Raw genomic sequence first — 19,971 nt, forward strand, 5'->3', positions numbered from 1 at the left:
CCAACATGAAGTCAAGCGGACGCAATCAGATGCCGAGCACGCGCGACAGGAGGACCTGGCGCGACGCGGCGCCGGTCTTCGCGAGGAGCGCACGGAGGTGGTCCTCGGCGGTTGTCGGAGCGATGGTCAGGCGCTCGGCGATCGCACGCGAGTCCAGCCCGTGCACGGCCAGTCCGAGCACCTCGGTCTCTCGCGGGGACAGGCCGTGGACCCGGGCCAGGAGGTCCGTCCGCTCCGCACCCGTGGCCGGTCCGATCGACACCGCGATGTCCGCACCCAACCGGGCCGCGCGCACGCTGACCCAGCGATTGGCTCCGAGGTGCACCCGCGCCGAGGGCTCCCACGGGCGGCCAGCCTCTTCGCGAGCGAGCAGAGCCGCGCCGACGTTGTACGCCGCCGCGGGCACGGGTGGGACGGGTTCCTCCGGCGGAAGCAGGCGCAACAATGCCTCGGCGGCCGCATCCGTCTGCGACCGCACCTGCAGGTCGGCGTCGAGAAGCACGATGCCCGGTTCCAGTGACACCTGGCCCTCCGGCGGATCGACGAAGGTGCGGGCCGCGGCGGCGCGCAACCCGGTCGTCACCACCGGCCCCAGGGCGTCGAGCGCGACCCGCTCGCTGGCCCCGAACGGCTGCCCACCGGTCCGCCAGAGCTCGAGCCAGCCCCAGGCGCCGTACCGGTCGGCAAAGCTCACCCGGGCCACGTCGGTGACCCCGAACCTGCCGAGCCACCCACACCACTCGTCGGGGTCGGGGTCCAGGTATCGCCGCCGGATCACGTCCCGCAACTGGGCCATCGCCTCGGGCGGGACCGTGGCATGGGGCGAGCTCCCCACACCGGTGACCGGGTCGGTGAGGGCGAAGACGTGGGCGTCGAAGGGCACGGCGGAGCGGACGGCCTCGAGCAGACGCTCCCGCAACACACGGTCGGAGAGGCCGGCACGACAGTGCTGCTCGGCACGTGCGATCAGGTCCACGTCTGCAGCGTAGGTCCGTTCAGGGACGCGCAGGATCCCCGAGTTCGGGGATGTTGCGGGGCGCTGCCGCCGCGCAGGCTTGTCCCATGACCACCACACTCCACATCGAGAACACCGTCCACGACTTCGTTGCCTGGAAGGAGGTGTTCGACAAGTTCGACAGATTCCGCGCCGAGCAGGGCGTCCGTTCCTACCGCGTCACTCGCCGAGCGGACGACGCGCACGAGGTGATGATCGACCTCGACTTCGACTCCCCTGACGAGGCCGGTGCCTTCAGCGTCGCGCTGCAGAAGGTGTGGGCGACACCGCAGTCACAGCAACACCTGGTCCGGCACACGCCACCGACGATGCACGAACTGATCGAGCATCGCGCGTTCTGAAACTGGTGCCCCCGCTGGGATTCGAACCCAGACTGTGCCGAGTTTAAGTCGGCTTCCTCTGCCAGTTGGGATACGGGGGCCGCGCAGGCGCGGGCCTATAAGTACGTCTGGCGAGGGTAGATCGCGTGAGCACCGGCGACGCGGTCCAGGAACAACAGTCCGTCGGTGTGGTCGATCTCGTGCTGGAGGGCGCGCGCCTCGAAGGCGTCGGTCGCGAACTCGACCTCCTCGCCGGTGAGGGGCAGCTGGCCGCGCACGGTGAGCCGCGATCCGCGCTTCACGTCCCCGGTGAAGTCGGGGACGCTCATGCAGCCCTCGCGGGCCTTCTCGTTGCGGCTGGCCTCGATCACCTCGGCGTTGCAGAGCACGAACGTGCCGTGCAGGGTGCGGGCCTTGGGGTGGTCGGTGACGTCGACACAGAACATGCGGACGCCGACACCCACCTGGTTGGCGGCCAGGCCGACGCAACCGGGGCTGACCCGCATCGTGGCGACCAAGTCGGCCGCCAGTTGCACCATCTCGGGTGCGGTCGGGTCGACGTCGGCACCGCGGGCGGACAACACGCCAGCCGGCGCTCGGACGACCTCGAGGAGATTGCCCTCGATGCCGAGCTCTGCTTCGGACCACGCGGCGAGTCGCGCGGTCCCTTCTTCGGGGCTCACAGTTCGTCGGCCTCGACGGGGCGCAGGGTCGCGGTCACGCCGAGCTCCGCGGCGGCCGCGCGGACGGTCGCGTCGAGGCCGGAGGCGTCGGTGCCGGCAGGCAGGTCGAGTTCGGCGACGAGCAGGTAGAGGTCACCGGCCAGGCGCGTGGTCAGGTCGGTGATGTTGCCGCCCACGGCTGCCACTTCTGCCACGATCGCGGAGACGATGCCCGAGCGGTCGCCACCATGGACGGTCAGCACCCACTGGCTGCCACCGCTGGCGTGCGACGGCTCGTCGGTCACCGGACGGACCGCGACGTCGAGGTCGCCGCTGTCGGCCAACGGCGCGAGGGCCGCCTCGATCTCGGCGCCGCTGGCCGCACCGCGGCACAGCAGCATCATCGAGAAGTGCCCCCGCAGCAGGGTCATCGTCGTGTCCTCGATGTTGAGCCCCAGCTCGGCAAGGCCGGCCGTGGTGGCCGCGATGATGCCGGGGCGGTCGTGGCCGAGGACAGTGACGGCGAAGAGGTCGGTGCTCACACGCGCATCATTCCAGTAGCCGGGCCTCAGTCGAGCGTGACCTCGATGTCGACGGTGCCCGAGTTGTCGCCGTACGCGCCCGGGGCGCCCTGGAAGGCGAAGCCGTCCGCGAAGCCCAGGTAGAGCGTCTGGGCTCCGTCCGGTACGACGACCTCCTGGGTCGTGCCGTCCTCGGTCTGTCCGTCCCCGATGAAGAACACCTCACCGATCTCCGGCTCCTGCGTCTCCTCGGACTCGGCCCCGCTGAGGTCGGCCTGGTCCTGCTGGTCAGGGTCGTCGTCTCCGAGGAAGACCCCGACGACGAAGAGCGTCCGGTCCTCGTGGATGACCCCGGAGATGCCGTTGAGTGCCGACAGGTTGGTGGACGGGAAGGTCAGGTTGCCGCCGTCGATCGACTCCGGTTCGCAGCCGCTGCACGCGCCGGCCTCACCGGAGACCGACGGGAAGGAAACGGTGCCCGCGCCGTCGAGGTCGATGCGCAACGGGCGAGTACCCGGATCGCTCATCGTCGCTTCGACGTCCTCGCTCACCCCGGCCAGATAGATGTCCGCGGTGGCGGTCAGGTCGTGCTTCTCCGTCGACCCGCCACCCGTGAGGACGACGACCGCGGCGGTCGCGCCCACGACGCCGACGGCGATCGCACCGCCCACGGTGGCGATCAGGCCCGTCGACAGGCCCGCACCACCGCCGACCGTCGCGCCGCCCACCGCACCGCTCGCGGCCACGCCGCCAGCAGCCACACCGCCCGCCGTCGTACCACCGACGCCGGTGGCGGCGATCCCCGTCGCGGCGACACCACCCGCGGCGAGACCACTCGCGGCGGCCGCACCCGTTGCTGCCGAACTGGTGCCCGCGAGCACGACGACCGAGGTCGCTGCCAGACCGGTACCGAGGCCTCCGAGGACGGCCAGTCGGCGCCAGTCCGGACCGTGGCGGGACTCGGCGAGGGAACGCACTGCCTCGAGCGCAGCGCCCGCTGTCGGTCGCGCCGCCGGATCGACGGAGAGCGCGGGCCCGAGCAACCAGCCGAACGCCGGATCGAGGTCCGCGGCCGTCGGCGGCAGGACCACGGTGCCGCGAACCAGTTGCGCCAGGACTGCTGCCGCGGCGTAGACATCGCTGGCCGGTCCCGCCTGCTGGCCGACGAGCAGCTCCGGCGCCGCGTAGGCCTGACTCGGTTCCGTTGCACCGAAGATCCACACGCCGCCCTCAGCGGTGAGCAGCACGCTGTGTGGTCCGAGACGACCGTGGACAGCGCCGGTGGAGTGCATCTGGGCCAGGCCCGTGAGCATGCCGTCCGCGACGCCGAGCAGCTGCGGTTCACTGAACCGCGCACCCGAGGCGAGGATGCGTTCCAGCACGATGCCGTTGATGGACTGGGCCATGAAATGCACGCTAGGACGACAGCGCCCCGGCGTCAGAGGAACGCCCAGATTGGGTCGGTTCAGACCAGCGACCAGGCGATGCCGTCGAGGATGTCCGTCTCGGCCACCGTCATCGAGTCGACGGAGATCCGGGCCAGTACGCGGGAGACGATCAGGGCGCCAGCGTCGATCACGTCGGCGCGACCCGGGTGCATCCAGCCCAGCTCGCGGCGCTGCGCGACCGTCATGGCCAGCAGGCCGTCCACGAGCGCCTGCACGTCGGTACTGGCGAGGACCTGGCCGTGGATCAGGGTGCGGTCGTAGGCAGCCAGCCCGAGGGTTCCGGCCGCGATCGTCGTGTTGGTGCCGGCGACACCGATCACGACGGCTGCAGCAGCCGGGTCAACGGGAGAAGCGTCCAGGGCCGTGTCGATGTCGGCGACGATCGCGGCGATCTCCTCGGCGGTGATCGGGTCGTGGCGGACGTGCCGTTCGTGGAGGCGCACGGAACCGATGTCCATGGAGTGCGCAGCCGTCGGACCGGTCGCCGGGTCACCGAGGATCAGCTCGGTCGAACCGCCGCCGACGTCGATGACCAGCACCGGCGAGGCGAGGTCCGCGCCCGCAAGGCCGCGCACCGCTCCCCCGAACGCCAGTCGCGCCTCTTCGACACCAGAGAGCACCTCGGGCTCGATCCCCAGGCGGGCCACGACGCCGTCGGTGAACTCGGCCGAGTTCTCGGCGTCGCGGGTGGCCGAGGTGGCGCAGAACCGGATCCGCTCGACACCCGCGTCCCGAATGATCGCGGCGAACTCGTCGATGGCCGTGAACGCCCGCTCCAGCGCCTCGGGCGCCAGCCGGCCGGTCGCGTCGACGCCCTGCCCGAGCCGAATCATCCGGCTCTCGCGGCGTACTCCATCGGGGTTGCCCGCCGGGTCGCCGACCAGGAGCTTGATCGTGTTGGTGCCGCAGTCGATCGCGGCGATCGGCGCGGCGTCTCGATACGTGCTCACTCGTTCCTCGCGAGCACTACTCGACGACCGGACCGGCGGGCTCCACCGTGACGCAGGGCCCCTTGGCCCACCAGTCGCCGAGGATCCCGAGCACCTCGTCACCGAGCGGGTTGACCCCCGGACCGGCAGCGAGCGCATGGCCGGCCAGCACGTGGAGGCACTTGACCCGATCGGGCATGCCACCGGCAGAGATGCCCTCGATCTCGGGGACCTCCATGTCACAGGAGACACGAACCGCTTCGCGGTCGGCGAGGTAGGCCTCGTGCGCGGCGCGGTAGGCGGCGGCGAGCTCGGGGTCGGTGCCGAGGCGGTCCTGCATCTCCTTCATCAACCCGGACGCCTCGAGCGTCCCGATGCGGGAGTTCACCCGCGGGCAGGTGAGGTAGTACGTCGTCGGGAACGGAGTCCCGTTCGGCAGCCGCGGTTCGGTGCTGACCACGTCGGGGTTCCCGCACGGGCAGCGATGCCCGATGGCGTGGATCCCGCGCGGCGTCCGACCGAGTTGCGCCGCGATGACCGCAACATCGGCGTCGGTGCTGCTCACTCGTCCAGGTCCTCCTTGGGCGCCTGGATCTCGTCCTTGGGCGCACGCACCTTCGTCGGCGGGTTGCCGGCGATCTTCATCGAGTCCCACGCGTCCTCGTACCAGACCTGGGCGTCCGGGTCCTCGAGCGTCGAGGTGTCGCCGAGTTCAGCCGAGGCATCCAGCGGGTCGCCGTTCTCGTCGACCACCACGAACGGGGTCTCGCCCTTCGCGACGTACCCGAAGCGGGCGCGCGCCTGCTGGGCGACGTACGACGGGTCCTGCCAGCGCTCCTTCTCCTTCTCGAGGTCGTCGATGTTCGACTCCCTCTCGAGGATCTGGCTCTCGAGCGCCTCGATGTGGGTGCGCTGCTGCAGGTAGGCCCGCAGCGACGACGCATAGGAGACGGCCAGCACGGCCAGGACGAGCACCAGGATCGCCGCCCGGCCGGTGAGCCGCGACTTCTTCTGGTGCTCGGCGCGAGCGCGATCGAGCGCGGCCTGACGGTCGCGCGCAGCAAGCTTGCGCTCGACCTTCAGGCGCTCGGCGTACCGCGGTCCGGACCGACCCGAAGTGGGGCGGCCCGGCTTGCGGGACGTTCGGCGCTCGTCAGCCATCGGTCAGTCCGGCTTCAGCCCTGGTAGCGGGGGAAGGCGGCAGCGCCGGCGTAGCGGGCAGCGTCACCGAGCTCGTCCTCGATGCGCAGCAGCTGGTTGTACTTCGCGACCCGCTCGGACCGGGCCGGGGCGCCGGTCTTGATCTGGCCGCAGTTCGTCGCGACCGCGAGGTCGGCGATCGTGGTGTCCTCGGTCTCGCCGGAGCGGTGGCTCATCATGCAGCGGTAGCCGTTGCGCTGGGCGAGCTCGACGGAGTCGAGGGTCTCTGTGAGCGAGCCGATCTGGTTGACCTTCACGAGCAGCGAGTTGGCCTGGCCGCCGGTGATGCCGCGCTGCAACCGCTCGACATTGGTGACGAACAGGTCGTCGCCGACGAGCTGGGTCTTGGTGCCGAGCTCGTCGGTGATGGCCTTCCAGCCGTCCCAGTCGTCCTCGTCCAGCGGGTCCTCGATGCTGACGATCGGGTACGCGGCGACGAGTTCGGCGTAGTAGGCCGTCATCTCGGCTGCCGTCTTCTGCGCACCTTCGAACGTGTAGGAGCCGTTCTCGCAGAACTCGGACGCGGCGACGTCGAGCGCGAGCGCGATGTCCTTGCCCAGGACGTAGCCGGCCTTGCCGATCGCCTCGGCGATCAGGTCGAGCGCCGCCCGGTTGGACTCGAGGTCGGGTGCGAAGCCGCCCTCGTCGCCGACGGCAGTGGCGAGTCCGCGGCTCTTCAGCACGGCCTTGAGCTCGTGGTAGACCTCGGTGCCCATCCGCAGGGCCTCGCGGAAGGTCGGAGCGCCGATCGGCGCGATCATGAACTCCTGGATGTCCACGTTGGTGTCGGCGTGCGCGCCACCGTTGAGGATGTTCATCATCGGCACGGGCAGCAGGTGCGCGTTCGGTCCGCCGACGTAGCGGTAGAGCGGCAGCTGCGCGGAGTCCGCGGCGGCGCGGGCCACGGCCAGCGAGACGCCGAGGATCGCGTTCGCGCCGACGTTCGCCTTGTTCGGCGTGCCGTCGATCTCGAGCATGGTCTGGTCGATCAGGCGCTGGTCGGCTGCATCAAGTCCCTCGATGGCCGGGCCGAGCTTCTGGATGACGGCCAGGACGGCCTGCTCGACGCCCTTGCCGGCGTACCGCTCGCCGCCGTCACGGAGCTCGACCGCCTCGAAGGCGCCAGTGGAGGCGCCGCTCGGCACCGCCGCACGCGCAAAGGATCCGTCGTCGAGAAGGACCTCGACCTCGACGGTGGGGTTGCCGCGCGAATCAAGGATCTCGCGGGCTCCGACGGCTTCGATCGCTGCCACGTGTACTGCTCCTGAGGTGCTGGGACGGTGCTGACGGGGTGCTGACGGTGGACGGTGTCGTCCACCGCAGCCTAGACCGCGCAGAGCACCAGACCGGGCAGCACCCACCGGGCGTTCCGCTGACGGACCGGGTCGAACCCCTGGCTACGGTCAGGGGCGACGCAGCAGATGCGCGCTGAGGTCACCGGTCAGATCGGCGCGCATGGTGCGGGTCTCGAACCACCAGGTGCCGTCGACCCGGCGGAACGTGTCCGCGTAGCGCCCGATGATGACCGCCTGCAACGGCAGGTCCGGCGTCGCCTGGAAGACCGTGTACGACGACGCGGCGCTCGCCGTGCCCGCAGCGTCGTCGACGTCGACCGTCACGTTGGTGGTGATGTGTCGGGTGCGGGGCGTGCCGTCGTCGTACAGACGGATGATCGAGCGGTAGAACGCCTCCACGGCGGCCGGTCCCTCCGCGAGGGTGACCGGTCCCGTGGGCGTCTCGCCGCAGACCCGGCCGTGGCGGAACAACTCCCCCACCGCCGCGAGGTCGCCGGCGTCCACGCCGTCGGCGTAGGCGAAGAGCAGCTTCTCGATCCGGCGGCCGTCGTCGGACAAACTCAGGCCTCGAGGCCGAGCTCGGCCATCCGTGCCATGTGGCGTTCGGTGAGACGGGTGAACATCCGGCCGAGGGCCGCGAGGTCCAGCCCCGGGCGATCCACACCACCGGCGAGCAGGGCCGAGAGTGCGTCGCGATCCGCTGCCACGCGCTGCGCCTGGGTGAGCGCCTCCCCCATCAGGCGACGGCCCCACAGCGCGAGCCGGCCACCGAGCCGGTGGTCCTCGACGATGGCGGCCCTGACGCGGTCGACCACGAAAGCCGAATGCGTGCCCTCCTCCATGGAGGACACGACGAGGTCGCGGGTCTCGGGGTCGAGGTAGGCCGCGATCTCGCGGTAGAAGTCGTTGGCGAGCCCGTCGCCGACGTACGCCTTGACCAGGCCCTCGTACCAGTCGGCGGGCGCCGTGTGGCCGTGGAACTCGTCGATCGGCCTACTGAAGGGCGCCATCGCCACGAACGGGTCGGCACCGAAGGACCGGATCCGGTCATGCAGGCGGTGCACCTTCGCGAGCTCGATGCTCGCCATCGTCGCCAGGTCCACCTTGTCGGGGAGCGTCGGCGCGAGCTTGGCGTCCTCGGCGAGCCGCTCGAAGGCGGAGATCTCGCCGTACGAGATCGCGCCGAGCAGGTCCACCACGGCCTCGCGGTAGGCGGGATCGGTGTCGGGCACCGGATTGGCCACGGGCGCGGGCGCGTCGACGGATTCAGCCATGGAGGCAGGCTACAAGTAGACTGGCGGGCGCGAGCGCCTGCCCGACCCGCCCCACGTCCTCGTGGTGGCGATCCGAGACGGCCCGCCGGGCAACCTGCCCACGTATGTGCGCGGCTGAGTGTGAAACAGCCGCATTGATTGATGGCGTTTGTCACCGCGGCTGACGACACTCACGAAAGCGACACGACCCTGAGCACCTCCACGAACGATCCCACCACCGACGTCACGGCCGAAGAAGTTGTCGCGGCCGGCATCGAGACCCTCACCGAGGAGCAGGTCGAGGTGGTCCCCGGGATCACCTTCCGCGACCTCGGCGTCCACCCCGAGATCTGCACCGCGCTCGAGCGCGGCGGCATCGTGCACCCCTTCGCGATCCAGGAGATGACCCTCTCCGTCGCGCTGGTCGGCACCGACCTGATCGGCCAGGCCCGCACGGGCACCGGCAAGACCCTCGCCTTCGGCATCCCGGTGCTGCAGCGCAGCATTGCGACGAAGGACCCCGACTACACCGAGATCGCCCAGGGCAAGCCCCAGGCGCTGATCGTGGCGCCGACCCGCGAGCTCGCGATCCAGGTGTCCAGCGACCTCGAGCTCGCCAGCGCCGACCGCGGCCTGCGTGTCCTCACCATCTACGGCGGCGTCGGCTACGACACCCAGATCGATGCCCTCGAGGCCGGTGTCGACATCGTCGTCGGCACCCCCGGTCGCCTGATCGACCTCGCGAACCGCAAGGTCCTCGACCTGTCCCACGTGCACGCGCTCGTCCTCGACGAGGCCGACGAGATGCTCGACCTCGGCTTCCTGCCGGACGTCGAGAAGCTCCTGCGCCTCACCCCCGAGACCCGCCAGACCATGCTGTTCTCGGCCACCATGCCCGCGGCGATCGTGGCACTGGCCCGCATGCACATGCGTCACCCGATGAACATCCGTGCCGAGTCGTCGTACGAGAACTCGACGGTGCCCGCCACGGCCCAGTTCATCTACCTGGCCCACGACCTCGACAAGCCGGAGATCATCGGCCGCCTGCTGCAGGCCGAGGACGCCGACAAGATGATCGTCTTCACCCGCACCAAGCGCCAGGCGCAGCGGATTGCCGACGAGCTCGTCGAGCGCGGCTTCAAGGCCAGCCCGCTGCACGGCGACATGGCGCAGGTGGCGCGCGAGAAGGCGCTCAACAAGTTCCGTGAGGACAAGATCCAGGTCCTCGTCGCAACCGACGTCGCCGCGCGCGGCATCGACGTCTCCGGCGTCAGCCACGTCGTCAACTACACCTGCCCCGAGGACGACAAGACCTACGTCCACCGGATCGGCCGCACTGGCCGCGCCGGCGCCTCGGGCATCGCGATCACGCTGGTCGACGCGACCGACGTGCACCGCTGGAAGATGATCAACAAGGCGCTCGACCTGCCGTTCGACGAGCCCCTCGAGACCTACTCCACCTCGCCGCACCTCTACCACGACCAGGGCATCGCCCCCGGCACCAAGGGTCGGCTCATCCCGGCCCCGCCGCACGTCTCCAAGGCGGACCGTGAGCGCGGCATCGACGGCGGTGCCGATCGTGGTGGCCGTGGTGGCGACCGCGGTGGCCGTGGCAGCGACCGTGGTGGTCGTGGTGGCGAGCGCGGTGGTCGTGACGGTGCTCGTGACGGTGCCCGTGACGCTTCCCGTGAAGGTGGCGAGCGCAAGCCCCGCGAGGGCGGCGAGCGCACCCGTACGCGCACCCGCAGCGGCGTGACCGCCGAGGGCACCGCCCCCGCTGCTGCCCCCGCTGCTGCTTCCTCTGCTGCTCCGGCAGCCGAGGGTACGACGGCCGAGGGCGCCGAGCGTCCAGCCGGCGCGAGCCGCAACCGTCGCCGTCGTCGCCGTAGCGGTGGCGCTGGTGGGGCCACGGGCGGCGCGGAGTCGCAGACCGCCTGAGGTCTCACTGCACTGACAGGGCTGGCGCGCTGTCCGACTTCGGTCGGACAGCGCGCCAGTTTCGTTTCCCGTTCACACGGTGCTCAGCCTGTCGGCGTGGGCTCGTTCCCACGGACTCGGAAGGGTCATGGGCGACCGATTCACCTGACCCAGGACGGACAACCGTGACCCCTCTTCGTCGCTCCCTCATGCTTCTCGCCGCGTGCGCGGCCCCCGTGCTCGGACTCGGGGTGCTGCCTGCGCAGGCTGCCCCGACCGACGACATCCGCATCAACGAGGTCGTCACCACCGGCTCCGTGGACGACAGCATCGAACTGGTCAACAAGGGCACCGCCACCGTCGACATCTCGGGCTGGATCCTCAAGGACAACGACAACGGCTCGAAGTTCCAGATCGCGAGCGGTACGACGCTGGCCCCGGGGGCGTTCCGCGCCTTCGACGTGGACGGCAAGTTCGGACTGGGCTCCTCGGACAAGGCACGCGTCTACCTGCCGAACGGCTCCACGCTGGTCGACACCTTCACCTGGACCAGCCACTCGAACCCGTCGTGGTCGCGGTGCCCCGACGGCACCGGCGCGTTCGGTCCGGCGACGCTGACGCTCGGCGCCGCGAACTCCTGCTCGGGCTCCGGTTCCGGCAGCGCCTGGCCCGGCGGCAGCACGATCGCGAACGCCGATGCGTCGAACGTCTTCGGCTCCGACGTCAGTGGGCTCTTCCAGGACGGGACCGTGATGTGGGCCGCGCAGAACAGCGGCAAGCTGTGGCGCCTGCTCCCGAACGGCTCGGGCGGCTGGACTCCCGACACCAGCAACGGCTGGACCAGCGGCAAGTCCCTCCGTTTCACGGGCGGCTCCGGCACGGCTGACGCCGAGGGCGTCACCGCCACCGGCGGCAACGTGTACGTCGCCAGCGAGCGCAACGGCGACGCGTCTGGCACCAGCCGCCTCTCGGTCCTGCGGTACGACGTCAGCGGCACCGGCAGCTCCCTCACCGCCACCCGCGAGTGGAACCTGACCTCCAACCTCCCGTCCGTCAGCTCCAACGCCGGCTTCGAGGCGATCACCTTCGTGCCCGACGCGACCCTGACTGGCGCCGGCTTCAAGGACGAGTCCACCGGGGTGCCATACAACCCGGCGGCGTACGCCGCGCACGCCGGAGGCGTCTTCTTCGTGGGCGTCGAGGGCACCGGCATGATTTACGGCTACGTGCTGCTCGACTCCGGCACCTACACCCGCGTCGCGTCGATCAGCAGCGGTTTCGCCGGTGTGATGGAGCTCCAGTGGGAGCCGCAGGCTTCGCGCCTGTGGGTCGTCTGCGACGACACCTGCAGCGGCAAGCACAAGACGTTCGCGGTGAACGCCTCGGGCGCGCTCGCCGTGACAGCGACGTACGACCGCCCCTCGGGCATGTCCAACATCAACAACGAGGGCTTCTCCCTTGCGGCCGCCGCGGAGTGCGTCGGCGGGTTCAAGCCGGTCTTCTGGGCCGACGACAGCAACACCAGCGGTCACGCCCTGCGCAAGGGCACCGTCACCTGCTGAGCCTCGTCGTCCGGGCGCCTGGTCACGCCAGCGCCCGGACGACGTGGGGCCAGCAGCGCTCGCCGAGCGCCTGGTCTGCCTCGGGCGTGCCTCCGCGTTGCATGACCTGCCCCGCCTCGACCGGCCGCTCCCCCGGCAACACCGTGCGATGGCCGGCGGCGGGGTGGGTCACCACGGTGGTCTCCAGCCCGTGTTCGCGACGCCGGTCAGCGATCCGCTCGGCGAACCACACGCTCGGCCACACCCGATCGTCGCCACCGGCAACGAGCACCAGGTCGCCGCGGATCCGCTCGACCTCGATCGCGGCTTCGGCCACCTCGTCACGGTGCACGGCAAGGCTCCGCTCGTAGAGCGAGCGGTACGCCGGCGGATCCTCGTCGGGCGACCAGTCCTCGGCGAACGGGACGAACGGGACTGCTGCTCCGCCCCGTGTCCAGTGCGAGGTCTCCCGCGGTCCGTCGAAGCCGGCCCAGACCAGCGAGGACGGCGCGAACGCCACGCACGACGACACCCGGTCGTCGTACGACGCCGTGAGGAGCGCGGCCTCGGCACCGAAGGAGGTGCCGACGACCGTCAGACGATCACAGCGCTCGGCGAGCAGGTCCAGCGCGTCGGAGAACGTCTCCAGCGGCACCTCGAACGGGCCCGGCTGCTGGCCCCGGCCCCCGAACCAGCGGATCGTCATCGCGACAGCGCCCAGTCCCGCGAGCGCCTGCGCGCGTTGCTCGTCCAGCCGGCCACTCGAACCGGACACCACCAGGACTCCCCGGCCCGACGGCTCAGCCGGTTCGACCCAGAGCTGGTCGGCCATCAGGCAGTGACGACGACCGTCGTACCGATCGGGGCGAAGTCCCACAGGTCGATCGCGTCGGACCGCTTCTGGCGGATGCAGCCGTGCGAGAGCGGCGTACCGAGTTGACCCAGGGTCTGCACGGGGGCGCCGTCATCGACAGGGATCGTGTGGAAGCCGATCGCCGCTCCCCGGGTGCCCTGGGTGAACCGGACGAAGTACTCCATCGTGCCGGAGTCGTCGATGCCCACGGCGTTGCGGCTGCGCGAGTAGACGGCGTAGGTGCCGGGTTCGAGGTTGTCCTCGATGCTGCCGGAGACGAGGTAGGTCTGCTGGACGTCGCCGTCGCTGTCGACGAGCCACACTCGCTGGCTGCTCTCACTGAACACGACCCGCCGGCCCTTGCCCGAGCGGGGCGGCAGGCCGCTCGTCTCGGTCGAGGCAGCGATCTTGCTGCTGCCGTCGGCATCGGCGAGGCCGGAGGTCGACAGCGTCTCGAGCGCGTCGTCCGCGGCCGGCTCGACGGCCTCCTCGGTCGGTTCCGTCGGATCGGCCGTGGCTGCCTTGTCCTTGGTGGCCTCGACGGGATCCGCGTTGCGGGCCCCGGACGCCGTCAGCGACGTGGCGGCGGCGGAACGATCGGGGCCGGTTGGAACCAGGCCGAACCCGCCCGCCACGGCAATCGCCATGACTGCGAGCGAAGCAGCGAGTGCGGAGATCCGGCCGTAGCGGGGGCTCGCGGGAGCGCGATGCTTGCCCGGGGCGCGGTGGCGCCCGCCGGTCTCACGTACGTGCTTCACGGGTCAGCGCGCCGCCCGCTTGAGCAGCGATGCGGCCACGTCACGGTACGCCTGGGCGCCCTTGCTGGTGCGGCTGGTCGCGAGGATGGAGCGGCCCGCAGCGGGCGCCTCGGCGAACTTGATGGTCTTGGGGATCGGCGGCTCGACGACCTCGAGGTCGTAGGTCTCCGAGATGGTGTCGAGTACGGCGCGTGCGTGGTTGGTGCGGCCGTCGTACAAGGTCGGGAGCACGCCCCAGACCTCGAGGTCACGGTTCGTGAACCGGCGTACGTCGTGCACGGTGTCGAGCAACTGGCCGACGCCACGGTGCGACAGCGTCTCGCACTGCAGCGGGATCAGGACGCCGGTGGCAGCGGTGAGCGCGGCCACGGTCAACACCCCCAGCGACGGCGGGCAGTCGAGGAGCACCCAGTCGTAGTGGGTGCCGGAGGCGGCGAGGTCCTCGAGGACGCCGCGCAGGACGTGCTCACGACCGGTCCGGGTCAGCAGGTCGGCCTCGGCACGGGCGAGCTCGATCGTCGCCGGCAGCAGGTCGACGCCGTCCTCGGTCGCGATGATGACCTCGGCGATCGGCGTGCCCTTGGTCAGCACGTGGTGGATCGACAGGTCCAGGTCCTCGGGGTCGATGCCGAGGGAGAACGTCAGGCACGCCTGGGGGTCGAGGTCGACGAGAAGGACCGACTGTCCGAGCTCGGCCAGAGCGGCACCGACGGACGCCACACTGGTCGTCTTCGCGACGCCGCCCTTCTGGTTCGCGACGGCGAGAATCGTCGTGCGGGCACCCTTGTCGTTCTTCATCGGCACCATCATGCCGGACTCGGGCACGCAACGGGTGCACGGGCCGGGGACGAACTTCGCGTCGGCTGGTTGACTGGCGCCCATGCCCACCGCACTCATCACCGGCGCGACGGCCGGCATCGGCCACGAGTTCGCCCGCCAGCTCGCCGATCGCGGCGACGACCTGATCCTGGTCGCCCGCGACGCCGCACGGCTCGAGACCGTCGCAGCCGAGTTGCGTTCGTCGTACTCCATCGAGGTGGAGGTACTGTCCGCCGACCTCACCGATCTCGAGCAGCTCGGTCTCGTCGAGCAGCGCCTGGCCGACCGCGACCGACCCGTCGACCTGGTCGTCAACAACGCCGGCTTCGGCCTCAAGAACGCGTTCCTCGACAACCCGATCGACGTGGAGCAGGCCCAGCAGGACGTGCTCGTGCGGGCGGTCCTGCGGCTGACCCACGCGGCGCTGGGCGGCATGGTCGAGCGCGGTCGCGGCGGCGTCATCAACGTCTCCAGCGTGGCGGCATTCCTGCCCCGCGGCACCTACAGCGCGGCCAAGGCCTGGGTGAACTCGTTCAGCGCGTGGGCGCATGCGGAGTACGCCGACCGCGGGGTCACCGTGATGGCGCTCTGCCCGGGCTTCGTGAAGACCGAGTTCCACGAGCGCCTCGGCGTCGACCGCGACTCCTCAGCCCCCAAGGTGCTGTGGCTCGAGCCGGACCGCCTGGTGCGTGACGCCCTCGCCGACTTCGACAAGGGCCGACCGATGTCGATTCCCTCGAAGCGCTACAAGGCGATCGTCACGACCACCCGTGTCGTCCCGCGCAGCGCCCTCCAGCGACTGCAGGGCCTCGGGCGCAAGTAGCTGGAGGTAGCCGCGACTCAGCCTTCGCCGGCGATAAAGGCGCGGACGGCGTCTGCGACGAGTTGCACGGCGATCGCCGACAGCAGCAGACCGGCGATGCGGGTGACCAGCAGGACACCGCCCTCGCGGATCAGGCGCAGGATCGGCAGGGAGTAGCGCATCGCTGCCCAGAGCGCGAGGTGGACGGCGACGACGCCAAGGGCGACCGAGAGTCCGCTCTTCCAGCTGTCGATGTCCCCGACGAACAGCATGGTCGCGACGATCGCACCCGGGCCGGCGAGCAGCGGGGTGCCGAGCGGCACGAGCGCGACGTTGGTGTCACCGCTGGCCTTCTGCTCCTTCTCGTTGCCCGTCAGCAGTTCGAGCGCGACGAGCAGCAACAGGAGGCCACCGGCGCACTGCAGCGCGGGCAGGGAGATGTGCAGGTAGTTGAGGATCTGCTGGCCGAAGAACGCGAACAGCGTGATCACGAAGAACGACACCGCGACCGCCTGCCAGGCGAGCCGCTTCGCGCTCGACGGGCTACGACCGGCGGTCAGGGACAGGAAGATCGGCACGGTGCCGACGGGGTCCATGATCACGAACAGCGTCACGAACACCTCGACGAGGAGGACGTACTCGAGCATCAGCGCACCTCTCCGATGACGCCACCAATGACGGTGGTTGGGGAACCGAGTGCGGCCGCCCGGTCGATGATCCGCTGCAACTGGTCGGGCGCGGTGGTCTCGCAGCCGAGGTCGTGGCCGACCTTGCCCTCGCCGTGGTGGTCGCTGGATCCGGTGACGATCAGGTCGAGGCGGTCGGCGATGCGGCGCAGCCCGTCGCGGGCGTGGGCGTCGTGGTCGAGGTGGTTGACCTCGATCCCGGCCAGCCCCGCCTCCTTGAGTACGACGAAGGCCGCTTCATCGAGCACACCGGCCGAGCCGCGTCCCCATGGGTGAGCGACCACCGCGACGCCACGGGCGCCGTGCACCAGGGCGATCATGTCCAGCAGGTCGGGCGCGTACCGGTCGACGTACGCCGGACCACCCTCGGTGAGGTAGCCCGCGAAGGCTTCGTCCCGGTTGGCCACGACGCCGAGTCGCACCAACAGGTCGGCAATGTGGGGGCGACCGGTGACCTCGTTGCCGCCGGAGACCTCGGCCAACGCCTCTTCGGTGGCGGGGATCCCGAGGTCGCGCAGGCGGGCCAGCATCGCGGGCACCCGCTGCTCGCGGCCCACGACGATCCGGTCCAGTTCGGCCTGCAGCGCCGCGTCGGCAGGGTCGGGCAGGTAGGCGAGCAGGTGCACGCCGACACCACGGAAGCAGGTGCTGACCTCGATGCCGCGGACCAGCGCGACGCCGGCCTCTTCGGCAGCGGCAGCGGCTTCGTCCCAGCCCGCCATCGTGTCGTGGTCGGTCAGTGCGACGACGTGCAGTCCGGCGGCCGCAGCGGCACGCATCAGGTCGGCGGGCGACTCGGTGCCGTCGCTCACGCGCGAGTGGGTGTGCAGATCTGTCGTCACTGAAGAAGGCTAGTGCCGAGGATTGTCTGACAACGATCCGACGACAGTGTCATTCCCGTCACCACGCCGGCGGCGCGCCGCCGAAGGGCAGCGCCACCAACTGCGGCCCCGTCGCTGAGACATCCCGCAGGATCCAGTCGTCGCGCAGCAGCAGGATCGCGGAAGCCGGACGCAGCACCAGCCACAACCAGCGGCCACCGGCCTCGCCGGCGACGACGGATCGGTCCCAGTCCCCCGGCGACGAACTGATCGACACCGACCAGAGGCCGACGGGGTGCTGGTCGACGCGGACCCGCACGGGCGGCGGACCGTCACCGATCTCGAGTCCGGGGTCGAGGCGCTCCGCCTCGCCGTTGCCCGTCAGTCCGGCGACCCGCGCACCGAACCCGGTGCCGGGCTCCTCGCTGATCACCATCACGTCGACCGGACCGTCGAGCTGGCTCGCGCCCGACACGCAGGTCAACGTTGCCGACGCCGGGCCGTCCGTCGGCCCGACCGCAGCGAAGTCACTGACCGTCCACCCCGGTCCGAGCGGCCAGGGCAGGTAGGTCGGGAAGGCACCGACGCGACGCAGGTGTCCGGCGAACGATTCGTAGGAGGGCGTCAGCGGCCGCCACAACGGCTCGATGACCCCGTGTTCGGGGCACGACCAGGTGCCGTCGCCGACCTCCGCGACGGGAGCCGGGCAGCGCGGACACTCCACCCGAACCTCTGCGCCCGCGCCGGGGCCGGGCTCAACGCTCGACATGGACGCAACCGTCCTGCGCCACGGCGCGCGAGTCAAGCATTCCAGCGCAACAGGACCGGCGTTTCGCGCTCGTGCCCGAGCTCCGAAACGGTGGCGGTGTCCAGCCGGAACAGTCGGCCGTCGCTGGCGGTCAGCCCGATCCAGCGCGCAGCCAGTGCCCGGAGCAGGTGTCCGTGGGCGAACAGCAGCACCGGACCGGACGCCGCAAGAATCCGCTCGACTACACGGTCACAGCGAACCGTGACATCGGCCCCGCTCTCACCGCCGGGGCAGCCGTGTGTCCACACGCTCCAGCCCGGCACCTCTGCGCGGATGTCGGGCGTCGTACGGCCCTCGTAGTCGCCGTACCCCCACTCGACGAGGTCGGGGCACACCTCGGCACCACCGAACCCGGCGATCTCCGCCGTACGACGTGCCCGCTGCATCGGGCTGGTCAGCACCTCGGCGAACTCGATGGACGCGAGCCGCGGGGCCAACAGCCGCGCCCCCTCCTCGCCCTCGGGCAGCAACGGCAGGTCGGTCGACGACGTGTGCTTGCCAGACACGCTCCATTCGGTTGCTCCGTGGCGGACGAGGTACGCGGAATCGGCCATGGCCAACATCCTGCCAGCGCACGGGCGCGGGTGGCAGGATCCGACCATGGTTCCCCCCGACCAGCGCCCGCTCGCGCGCCACCGCCTCGCCGTTGCGGGAGCCTTCGCCACCCAGGGCTTCGTCTTCATCGGGCTGACCACGCGCCTCCCCGACATCAAGGACCGCTGGGACCTCACCGAGCTCGGCATCTCCGGCGTCCTGCTGGGGATCGTGCTGCTCGCCGGCGCGGGCTCGGTCCTCGCCGAGAAGCTGTCGGCGCGCACGCCGAGCGCCGCGCTGCTGCGCGCCGGTCTGGTCCTGATCGCCGTCGGTTCCGCCCTGATGCTGGCCTCGCCGGTCTGGCCGGGCCACCTCGCCGGTGTCGCCGTGTACGGCGTCGGGCTGGGCATCGTCGATGCCTCCACCAACATGCAGGCGGTCGCCCTCGAGCACCGCTACGGGCGACCCATCCTGCCGAGTTTCCACGGCGGCTGGACGTTCGGCGGGCTGCTCGGCGCCGCGACCACCCTGGCCACCGCGCACCTGGACCTGGGCTGGGCGGCGATCATCGCCGTCGTACCGATCCTGATGACGGCGGGCGCCTTCCTGCCCCGCGAGGCCACCGCCGCCGAGGACCGGTCGGCCGGCGACCCGAGCGCAGCGCTCGGCATCCCGTGGCGGCCGATCCTCATGGTCGGGCTCGGCATGGTCGTCTTCTACATGGTCGACACCGCCGCCCAGACCTGGGGCGCGGTGTACGTCGACGAGGTGCTCGATGCGCCGTCGCGCTGGTTCGCGCTGGCGACCCTGCCGTACCTCGTCGCGAGCCTGGCCGTCCGGCTCGCGGGCGACCGCCTCGTCCAGCAGTACGGCGCCCCGCCGGTGCTGCGCGTCGGCGCGGTCGTCGCGTGCGCCGGGCTGGCGGTGGTCACCTTCGCGCCGACGTGGCCGATCGCCGTCCTCGGCTTCACGATCGTCGGCGCCGGCGTCTCGGTCGTCGCCCCGCTGAGCTTCTCGGCCGCAGCACAGCTGGCGGGCGGTTCGACCGAGCGCGTCGATGCGGTGATCGCCCGGTTCAACCAGTTCAACTACGTCGGCGGGTTGCTCGGCGCCGTCCTGACGGGCGTGGTGGGCCAGGACCAGTTGCGCTTCGGCTTCGTCGTCCCGATGGTGCTGGTGCTCACCCTGATCCCGATCGCGCGGTGGTTCAGTCCTGTCGACCGGGGCGAGGTCAGGGGCGCGATCCCGGCTGGCACACCCGACACATGACCAGGTGCCCATTGTCCTCGCCCACCGAGGTGAGGTCGTCACGGTGGGCGATGAGCGAGCAGTCGCGGCGGTGCATCGTGGTGCCGCTGCCGGCAATGACGGGGATGGCACCGACCTCGACACCCCGGCCCCCGCCGGTGGCGTTGGCAGAGTTGGCCGTGACATCGGCGAGGAGCAGGAGCGTGTCGGCGAGCCGCTTCGTCGACTCACGGCCGTCGGCTGCGATCCGCGCCAGCCAGGCGCCGAAGTAGAGGAAGCCACCGACGAACGTCAGTCCGAGGCCGAGCAGGCCGCCGGAGACGAGGTAGGACAACTGGTCGTACTGGTACGGCGTGTTCGCCGCGCCGTACCAACCCAGCACGATCACCACCAAGCCGAGCGGCAGCATGATCGCGCCGGCCCAGAAGAGAACGACCTGGAGCAGGGCGGCATGGTCGCCCTTGAGCGGAGCGATGCCGGAGCGCGAGGACTCTCCAGCCCGGGGAAGTGCGGTTGCAGAACGGGGCACAGTGGTCATCGG

Annotated in this window: 23 protein-coding genes and 1 tRNA gene; 5 read left to right on the forward strand and 19 right to left on the reverse strand. The window is 70.7% G+C overall.

Annotated features, from left to right (window positions below; translation table 11 throughout):
* Positions 1 to 25: 25 nt before the first annotated feature.
* Positions 26 to 976: a LuxR C-terminal-related transcriptional regulator gene (locus HRC28_RS20860; protein WP_182377299.1), complete on the reverse strand. Its 951-nt coding sequence runs from the start codon at positions 974 to 976 to the stop codon at positions 26 to 28.
* A gap of 86 nt (positions 977 to 1,062) precedes the next feature.
* Here HRC28_RS20860 and HRC28_RS20865 point away from each other — a divergent pair, with 86 nt between their 5' ends.
* Positions 1,063 to 1,356 carry a hypothetical protein gene (locus HRC28_RS20865; protein ID WP_182377300.1) on the forward strand — a complete coding sequence of 98 codons (294 nt, stop codon included), beginning with the start codon at positions 1,063 to 1,065 and terminating at the stop codon, positions 1,354 to 1,356.
* Between the two features lie 3 nt (positions 1,357 to 1,359).
* On the opposite strand, the gene HRC28_RS20870 is transcribed toward HRC28_RS20865, so the two are convergent.
* The 10 genes from HRC28_RS20870 to HRC28_RS20915 all read right to left on the reverse strand — a co-directional run bounded on the left by HRC28_RS20870 (position 1,360) and on the right by HRC28_RS20915 (position 8,664).
* Positions 1,360 to 1,436 (reverse strand) — tRNA-Leu (locus tag HRC28_RS20870).
* A 15-nt stretch (positions 1,437 to 1,451) separates the two neighbouring features.
* Complete coding sequence (locus HRC28_RS20875; RefSeq protein WP_182377301.1) at positions 1,452 to 2,018, reverse strand: peptide deformylase; 567 nt, start codon at positions 2,016 to 2,018, stop codon at positions 1,452 to 1,454.
* Positions 2,015 to 2,539: an ACT domain-containing protein gene (locus HRC28_RS20880; RefSeq protein ID WP_182377302.1), complete on the reverse strand. Its 525-nt coding sequence runs from the start codon at positions 2,537 to 2,539 to the stop codon at positions 2,015 to 2,017. Before HRC28_RS20880 ends, HRC28_RS20875 begins: the two co-directional genes overlap by 4 nt.
* Before the next feature lie 26 nt (positions 2,540 to 2,565).
* Positions 2,566 to 3,924: a hypothetical protein gene (locus tag HRC28_RS20885; RefSeq protein WP_182377303.1), complete on the reverse strand. Its 1,359-nt coding sequence runs from the start codon at positions 3,922 to 3,924 to the stop codon at positions 2,566 to 2,568.
* Positions 3,925 to 3,983: 59 nt separating this feature from the next.
* Positions 3,984 to 4,916: a Ppx/GppA phosphatase family protein gene (locus tag HRC28_RS20890; RefSeq protein WP_182377304.1), complete on the reverse strand. Its 933-nt coding sequence runs from the start codon at positions 4,914 to 4,916 to the stop codon at positions 3,984 to 3,986.
* 16 nt (positions 4,917 to 4,932) lie between these two features.
* A complete protein-coding gene (locus HRC28_RS20895) occupies positions 4,933 to 5,460 on the reverse strand; it encodes a DUF501 domain-containing protein (protein ID WP_182377305.1) in 528 nt (175 codons plus the stop codon).
* A complete protein-coding gene (locus tag HRC28_RS20900; RefSeq protein WP_182377306.1) occupies positions 5,457 to 6,056 on the reverse strand; it encodes a septum formation initiator family protein in 600 nt (199 codons plus the stop codon). Before HRC28_RS20900 ends, HRC28_RS20895 begins: the two co-directional genes overlap by 4 nt.
* Before the next feature lie 14 nt (positions 6,057 to 6,070).
* Positions 6,071 to 7,348 (reverse strand): phosphopyruvate hydratase, encoded by a 1,278-nt coding sequence (gene eno, locus HRC28_RS20905; RefSeq protein WP_182377307.1) that lies wholly within the window; start codon positions 7,346 to 7,348, stop codon positions 6,071 to 6,073.
* A gap of 150 nt (positions 7,349 to 7,498) precedes the next feature.
* Positions 7,499 to 7,948, reverse strand: a complete 450-nt coding sequence (locus HRC28_RS20910; RefSeq protein WP_182377308.1) for a nuclear transport factor 2 family protein — start codon at positions 7,946 to 7,948, stop codon at positions 7,499 to 7,501.
* A 2-nt stretch (positions 7,949 to 7,950) separates the two neighbouring features.
* Entirely contained in the window at positions 7,951 to 8,664 is a 714-nt protein-coding gene (locus HRC28_RS20915; protein ID WP_182377309.1) for a ferritin-like fold-containing protein, read from the reverse strand.
* A gap of 141 nt (positions 8,665 to 8,805) precedes the next feature.
* Between HRC28_RS20915 and HRC28_RS20920 the strand changes: the two genes are divergently transcribed.
* Positions 8,806 to 10,581, forward strand: coding sequence for a DEAD/DEAH box helicase (locus HRC28_RS20920; protein WP_182377310.1), 1,776 nt, complete (start codon positions 8,806 to 8,808; stop codon positions 10,579 to 10,581).
* Positions 10,582 to 10,745: 164 nt separating this feature from the next.
* Positions 10,746 to 12,122 (forward strand): lamin tail domain-containing protein, encoded by a 1,377-nt coding sequence (locus HRC28_RS20925; protein ID WP_202033139.1) that lies wholly within the window; start codon positions 10,746 to 10,748, stop codon positions 12,120 to 12,122.
* A gap of 22 nt (positions 12,123 to 12,144) precedes the next feature.
* Here HRC28_RS20925 and HRC28_RS20930 read toward each other — a convergent pair whose 3' ends face one another.
* Genes HRC28_RS20930 through HRC28_RS20940 form a run of 3 tightly spaced genes read right to left on the reverse strand, consistent with a single transcriptional unit; the run spans position 12,145 to position 14,510 of the window.
* On the reverse strand, positions 12,145 to 12,978 hold the full coding sequence (locus HRC28_RS20930) for an alpha/beta fold hydrolase (protein WP_202033140.1): 834 nt from the start codon (positions 12,976 to 12,978) through the stop codon (positions 12,145 to 12,147).
* A complete protein-coding gene (locus HRC28_RS20935) occupies positions 12,933 to 13,712 on the reverse strand; it encodes a L,D-transpeptidase (protein WP_182377311.1) in 780 nt (259 codons plus the stop codon). The genes HRC28_RS20930 and HRC28_RS20935 overlap by 46 nt, the downstream gene beginning before the upstream one ends.
* A 3-nt stretch (positions 13,713 to 13,715) precedes the next feature.
* Entirely contained in the window at positions 13,716 to 14,510 is a 795-nt protein-coding gene (locus tag HRC28_RS20940; RefSeq protein ID WP_182377312.1) for a ParA family protein, read from the reverse strand.
* Between the two features lie 82 nt (positions 14,511 to 14,592).
* Between HRC28_RS20940 and HRC28_RS20945 the strand changes: the two genes are divergently transcribed.
* Positions 14,593 to 15,354: an SDR family oxidoreductase gene (locus tag HRC28_RS20945; RefSeq protein ID WP_182377313.1), complete on the forward strand. Its 762-nt coding sequence runs from the start codon at positions 14,593 to 14,595 to the stop codon at positions 15,352 to 15,354.
* Positions 15,355 to 15,371: 17 nt separating this feature from the next.
* Here the strand turns inward: HRC28_RS20945 and HRC28_RS20950 are convergent, their stop codons facing one another.
* From HRC28_RS20950 to HRC28_RS20965, 4 genes are read right to left on the reverse strand one after another with little or no spacing between them, the layout of a single operon-like run.
* A complete protein-coding gene (locus tag HRC28_RS20950; RefSeq protein WP_182377314.1) occupies positions 15,372 to 15,980 on the reverse strand; it encodes a MarC family protein in 609 nt (202 codons plus the stop codon).
* A complete protein-coding gene (locus tag HRC28_RS20955; protein WP_182377315.1) occupies positions 15,980 to 16,861 on the reverse strand; it encodes a PHP domain-containing protein in 882 nt (293 codons plus the stop codon). The genes HRC28_RS20950 and HRC28_RS20955 overlap by 1 nt, the downstream gene beginning before the upstream one ends.
* 58 nt (positions 16,862 to 16,919) lie before the next feature.
* Entirely contained in the window at positions 16,920 to 17,609 is a 690-nt protein-coding gene (locus tag HRC28_RS20960; protein WP_237111592.1) for a DUF6758 family protein, read from the reverse strand.
* Between the two features lie 32 nt (positions 17,610 to 17,641).
* The gene (locus tag HRC28_RS20965; protein WP_182377316.1) at positions 17,642 to 18,202 is read right to left on the reverse strand and encodes a histidine phosphatase family protein; all 561 of its coding nucleotides are present in this window, start codon (positions 18,200 to 18,202) and stop codon (positions 17,642 to 17,644) included.
* A 46-nt stretch (positions 18,203 to 18,248) separates the two neighbouring features.
* On the opposite strand from HRC28_RS20965, the gene HRC28_RS20970 reads away from it, so the two are divergent.
* Positions 18,249 to 19,451 carry an MFS transporter gene (locus HRC28_RS20970; protein WP_182377317.1) on the forward strand — a complete coding sequence of 401 codons (1,203 nt, stop codon included), beginning with the start codon at positions 18,249 to 18,251 and terminating at the stop codon, positions 19,449 to 19,451.
* On the opposite strand, the gene HRC28_RS20975 is transcribed toward HRC28_RS20970, so the two are convergent.
* Positions 19,414 to 19,968 (reverse strand): hypothetical protein, encoded by a 555-nt coding sequence (locus HRC28_RS20975; RefSeq protein ID WP_182377318.1) that lies wholly within the window; start codon positions 19,966 to 19,968, stop codon positions 19,414 to 19,416. The genes HRC28_RS20970 and HRC28_RS20975 overlap by 38 nt on opposite strands.
* Between the last annotated feature and the right edge of the window lie 3 nt (positions 19,969 to 19,971).

It is taken from the genome of Nocardioides sp. WS12 (assembly GCF_014108865.1).
Taxonomy (GTDB): Bacteria; Actinomycetota; Actinomycetes; order Propionibacteriales; family Nocardioidaceae; genus Nocardioides.

Excerpts from the sequence above, each read along its gene's own strand:
- HRC28_RS20865 (WP_182377300.1), top strand. The coding sequence starts at position 1,063 with ATGACCACCACACTCCACATCGAGAACACCGTCCACGACTTCGTTGCC.
- HRC28_RS20900 (WP_182377306.1), bottom strand. The coding sequence starts at position 6,056 with ATGGCTGACGAGCGCCGAACGTCCCGCAAGCCGGGCCGCCCCACTTCG.
- HRC28_RS20975 (WP_182377318.1), bottom strand. The coding sequence starts at position 19,968 with ATGACCACTGTGCCCCGTTCTGCAACCGCACTTCCCCGGGCTGGAGAG.
- HRC28_RS20920 (WP_182377310.1), top strand. The coding sequence starts at position 8,806 with ATGGCGTTTGTCACCGCGGCTGACGACACTCACGAAAGCGACACGACC.
- HRC28_RS20945 (WP_182377313.1), top strand. The coding sequence starts at position 14,593 with ATGCCCACCGCACTCATCACCGGCGCGACGGCCGGCATCGGCCACGAG.
- HRC28_RS20885 (WP_182377303.1), bottom strand. The coding sequence starts at position 3,924 with ATGGCCCAGTCCATCAACGGCATCGTGCTGGAACGCATCCTCGCCTCG.
- HRC28_RS20915 (WP_182377309.1), bottom strand. The coding sequence starts at position 8,664 with ATGGCTGAATCCGTCGACGCGCCCGCGCCCGTGGCCAATCCGGTGCCC.
- HRC28_RS20970 (WP_182377317.1), top strand. The coding sequence starts at position 18,249 with ATGGTTCCCCCCGACCAGCGCCCGCTCGCGCGCCACCGCCTCGCCGTT.
- HRC28_RS20940 (WP_182377312.1), bottom strand. The coding sequence starts at position 14,510 with ATGAAGAACGACAAGGGTGCCCGCACGACGATTCTCGCCGTCGCGAAC.
- HRC28_RS20950 (WP_182377314.1), bottom strand. The coding sequence starts at position 15,980 with ATGCTCGAGTACGTCCTCCTCGTCGAGGTGTTCGTGACGCTGTTCGTG.
- HRC28_RS20960 (WP_237111592.1), bottom strand. The coding sequence starts at position 17,609 with ATGTCGAGCGTTGAGCCCGGCCCCGGCGCGGGCGCAGAGGTTCGGGTG.
- HRC28_RS20965 (WP_182377316.1), bottom strand. The coding sequence starts at position 18,202 with ATGGCCGATTCCGCGTACCTCGTCCGCCACGGAGCAACCGAATGGAGC.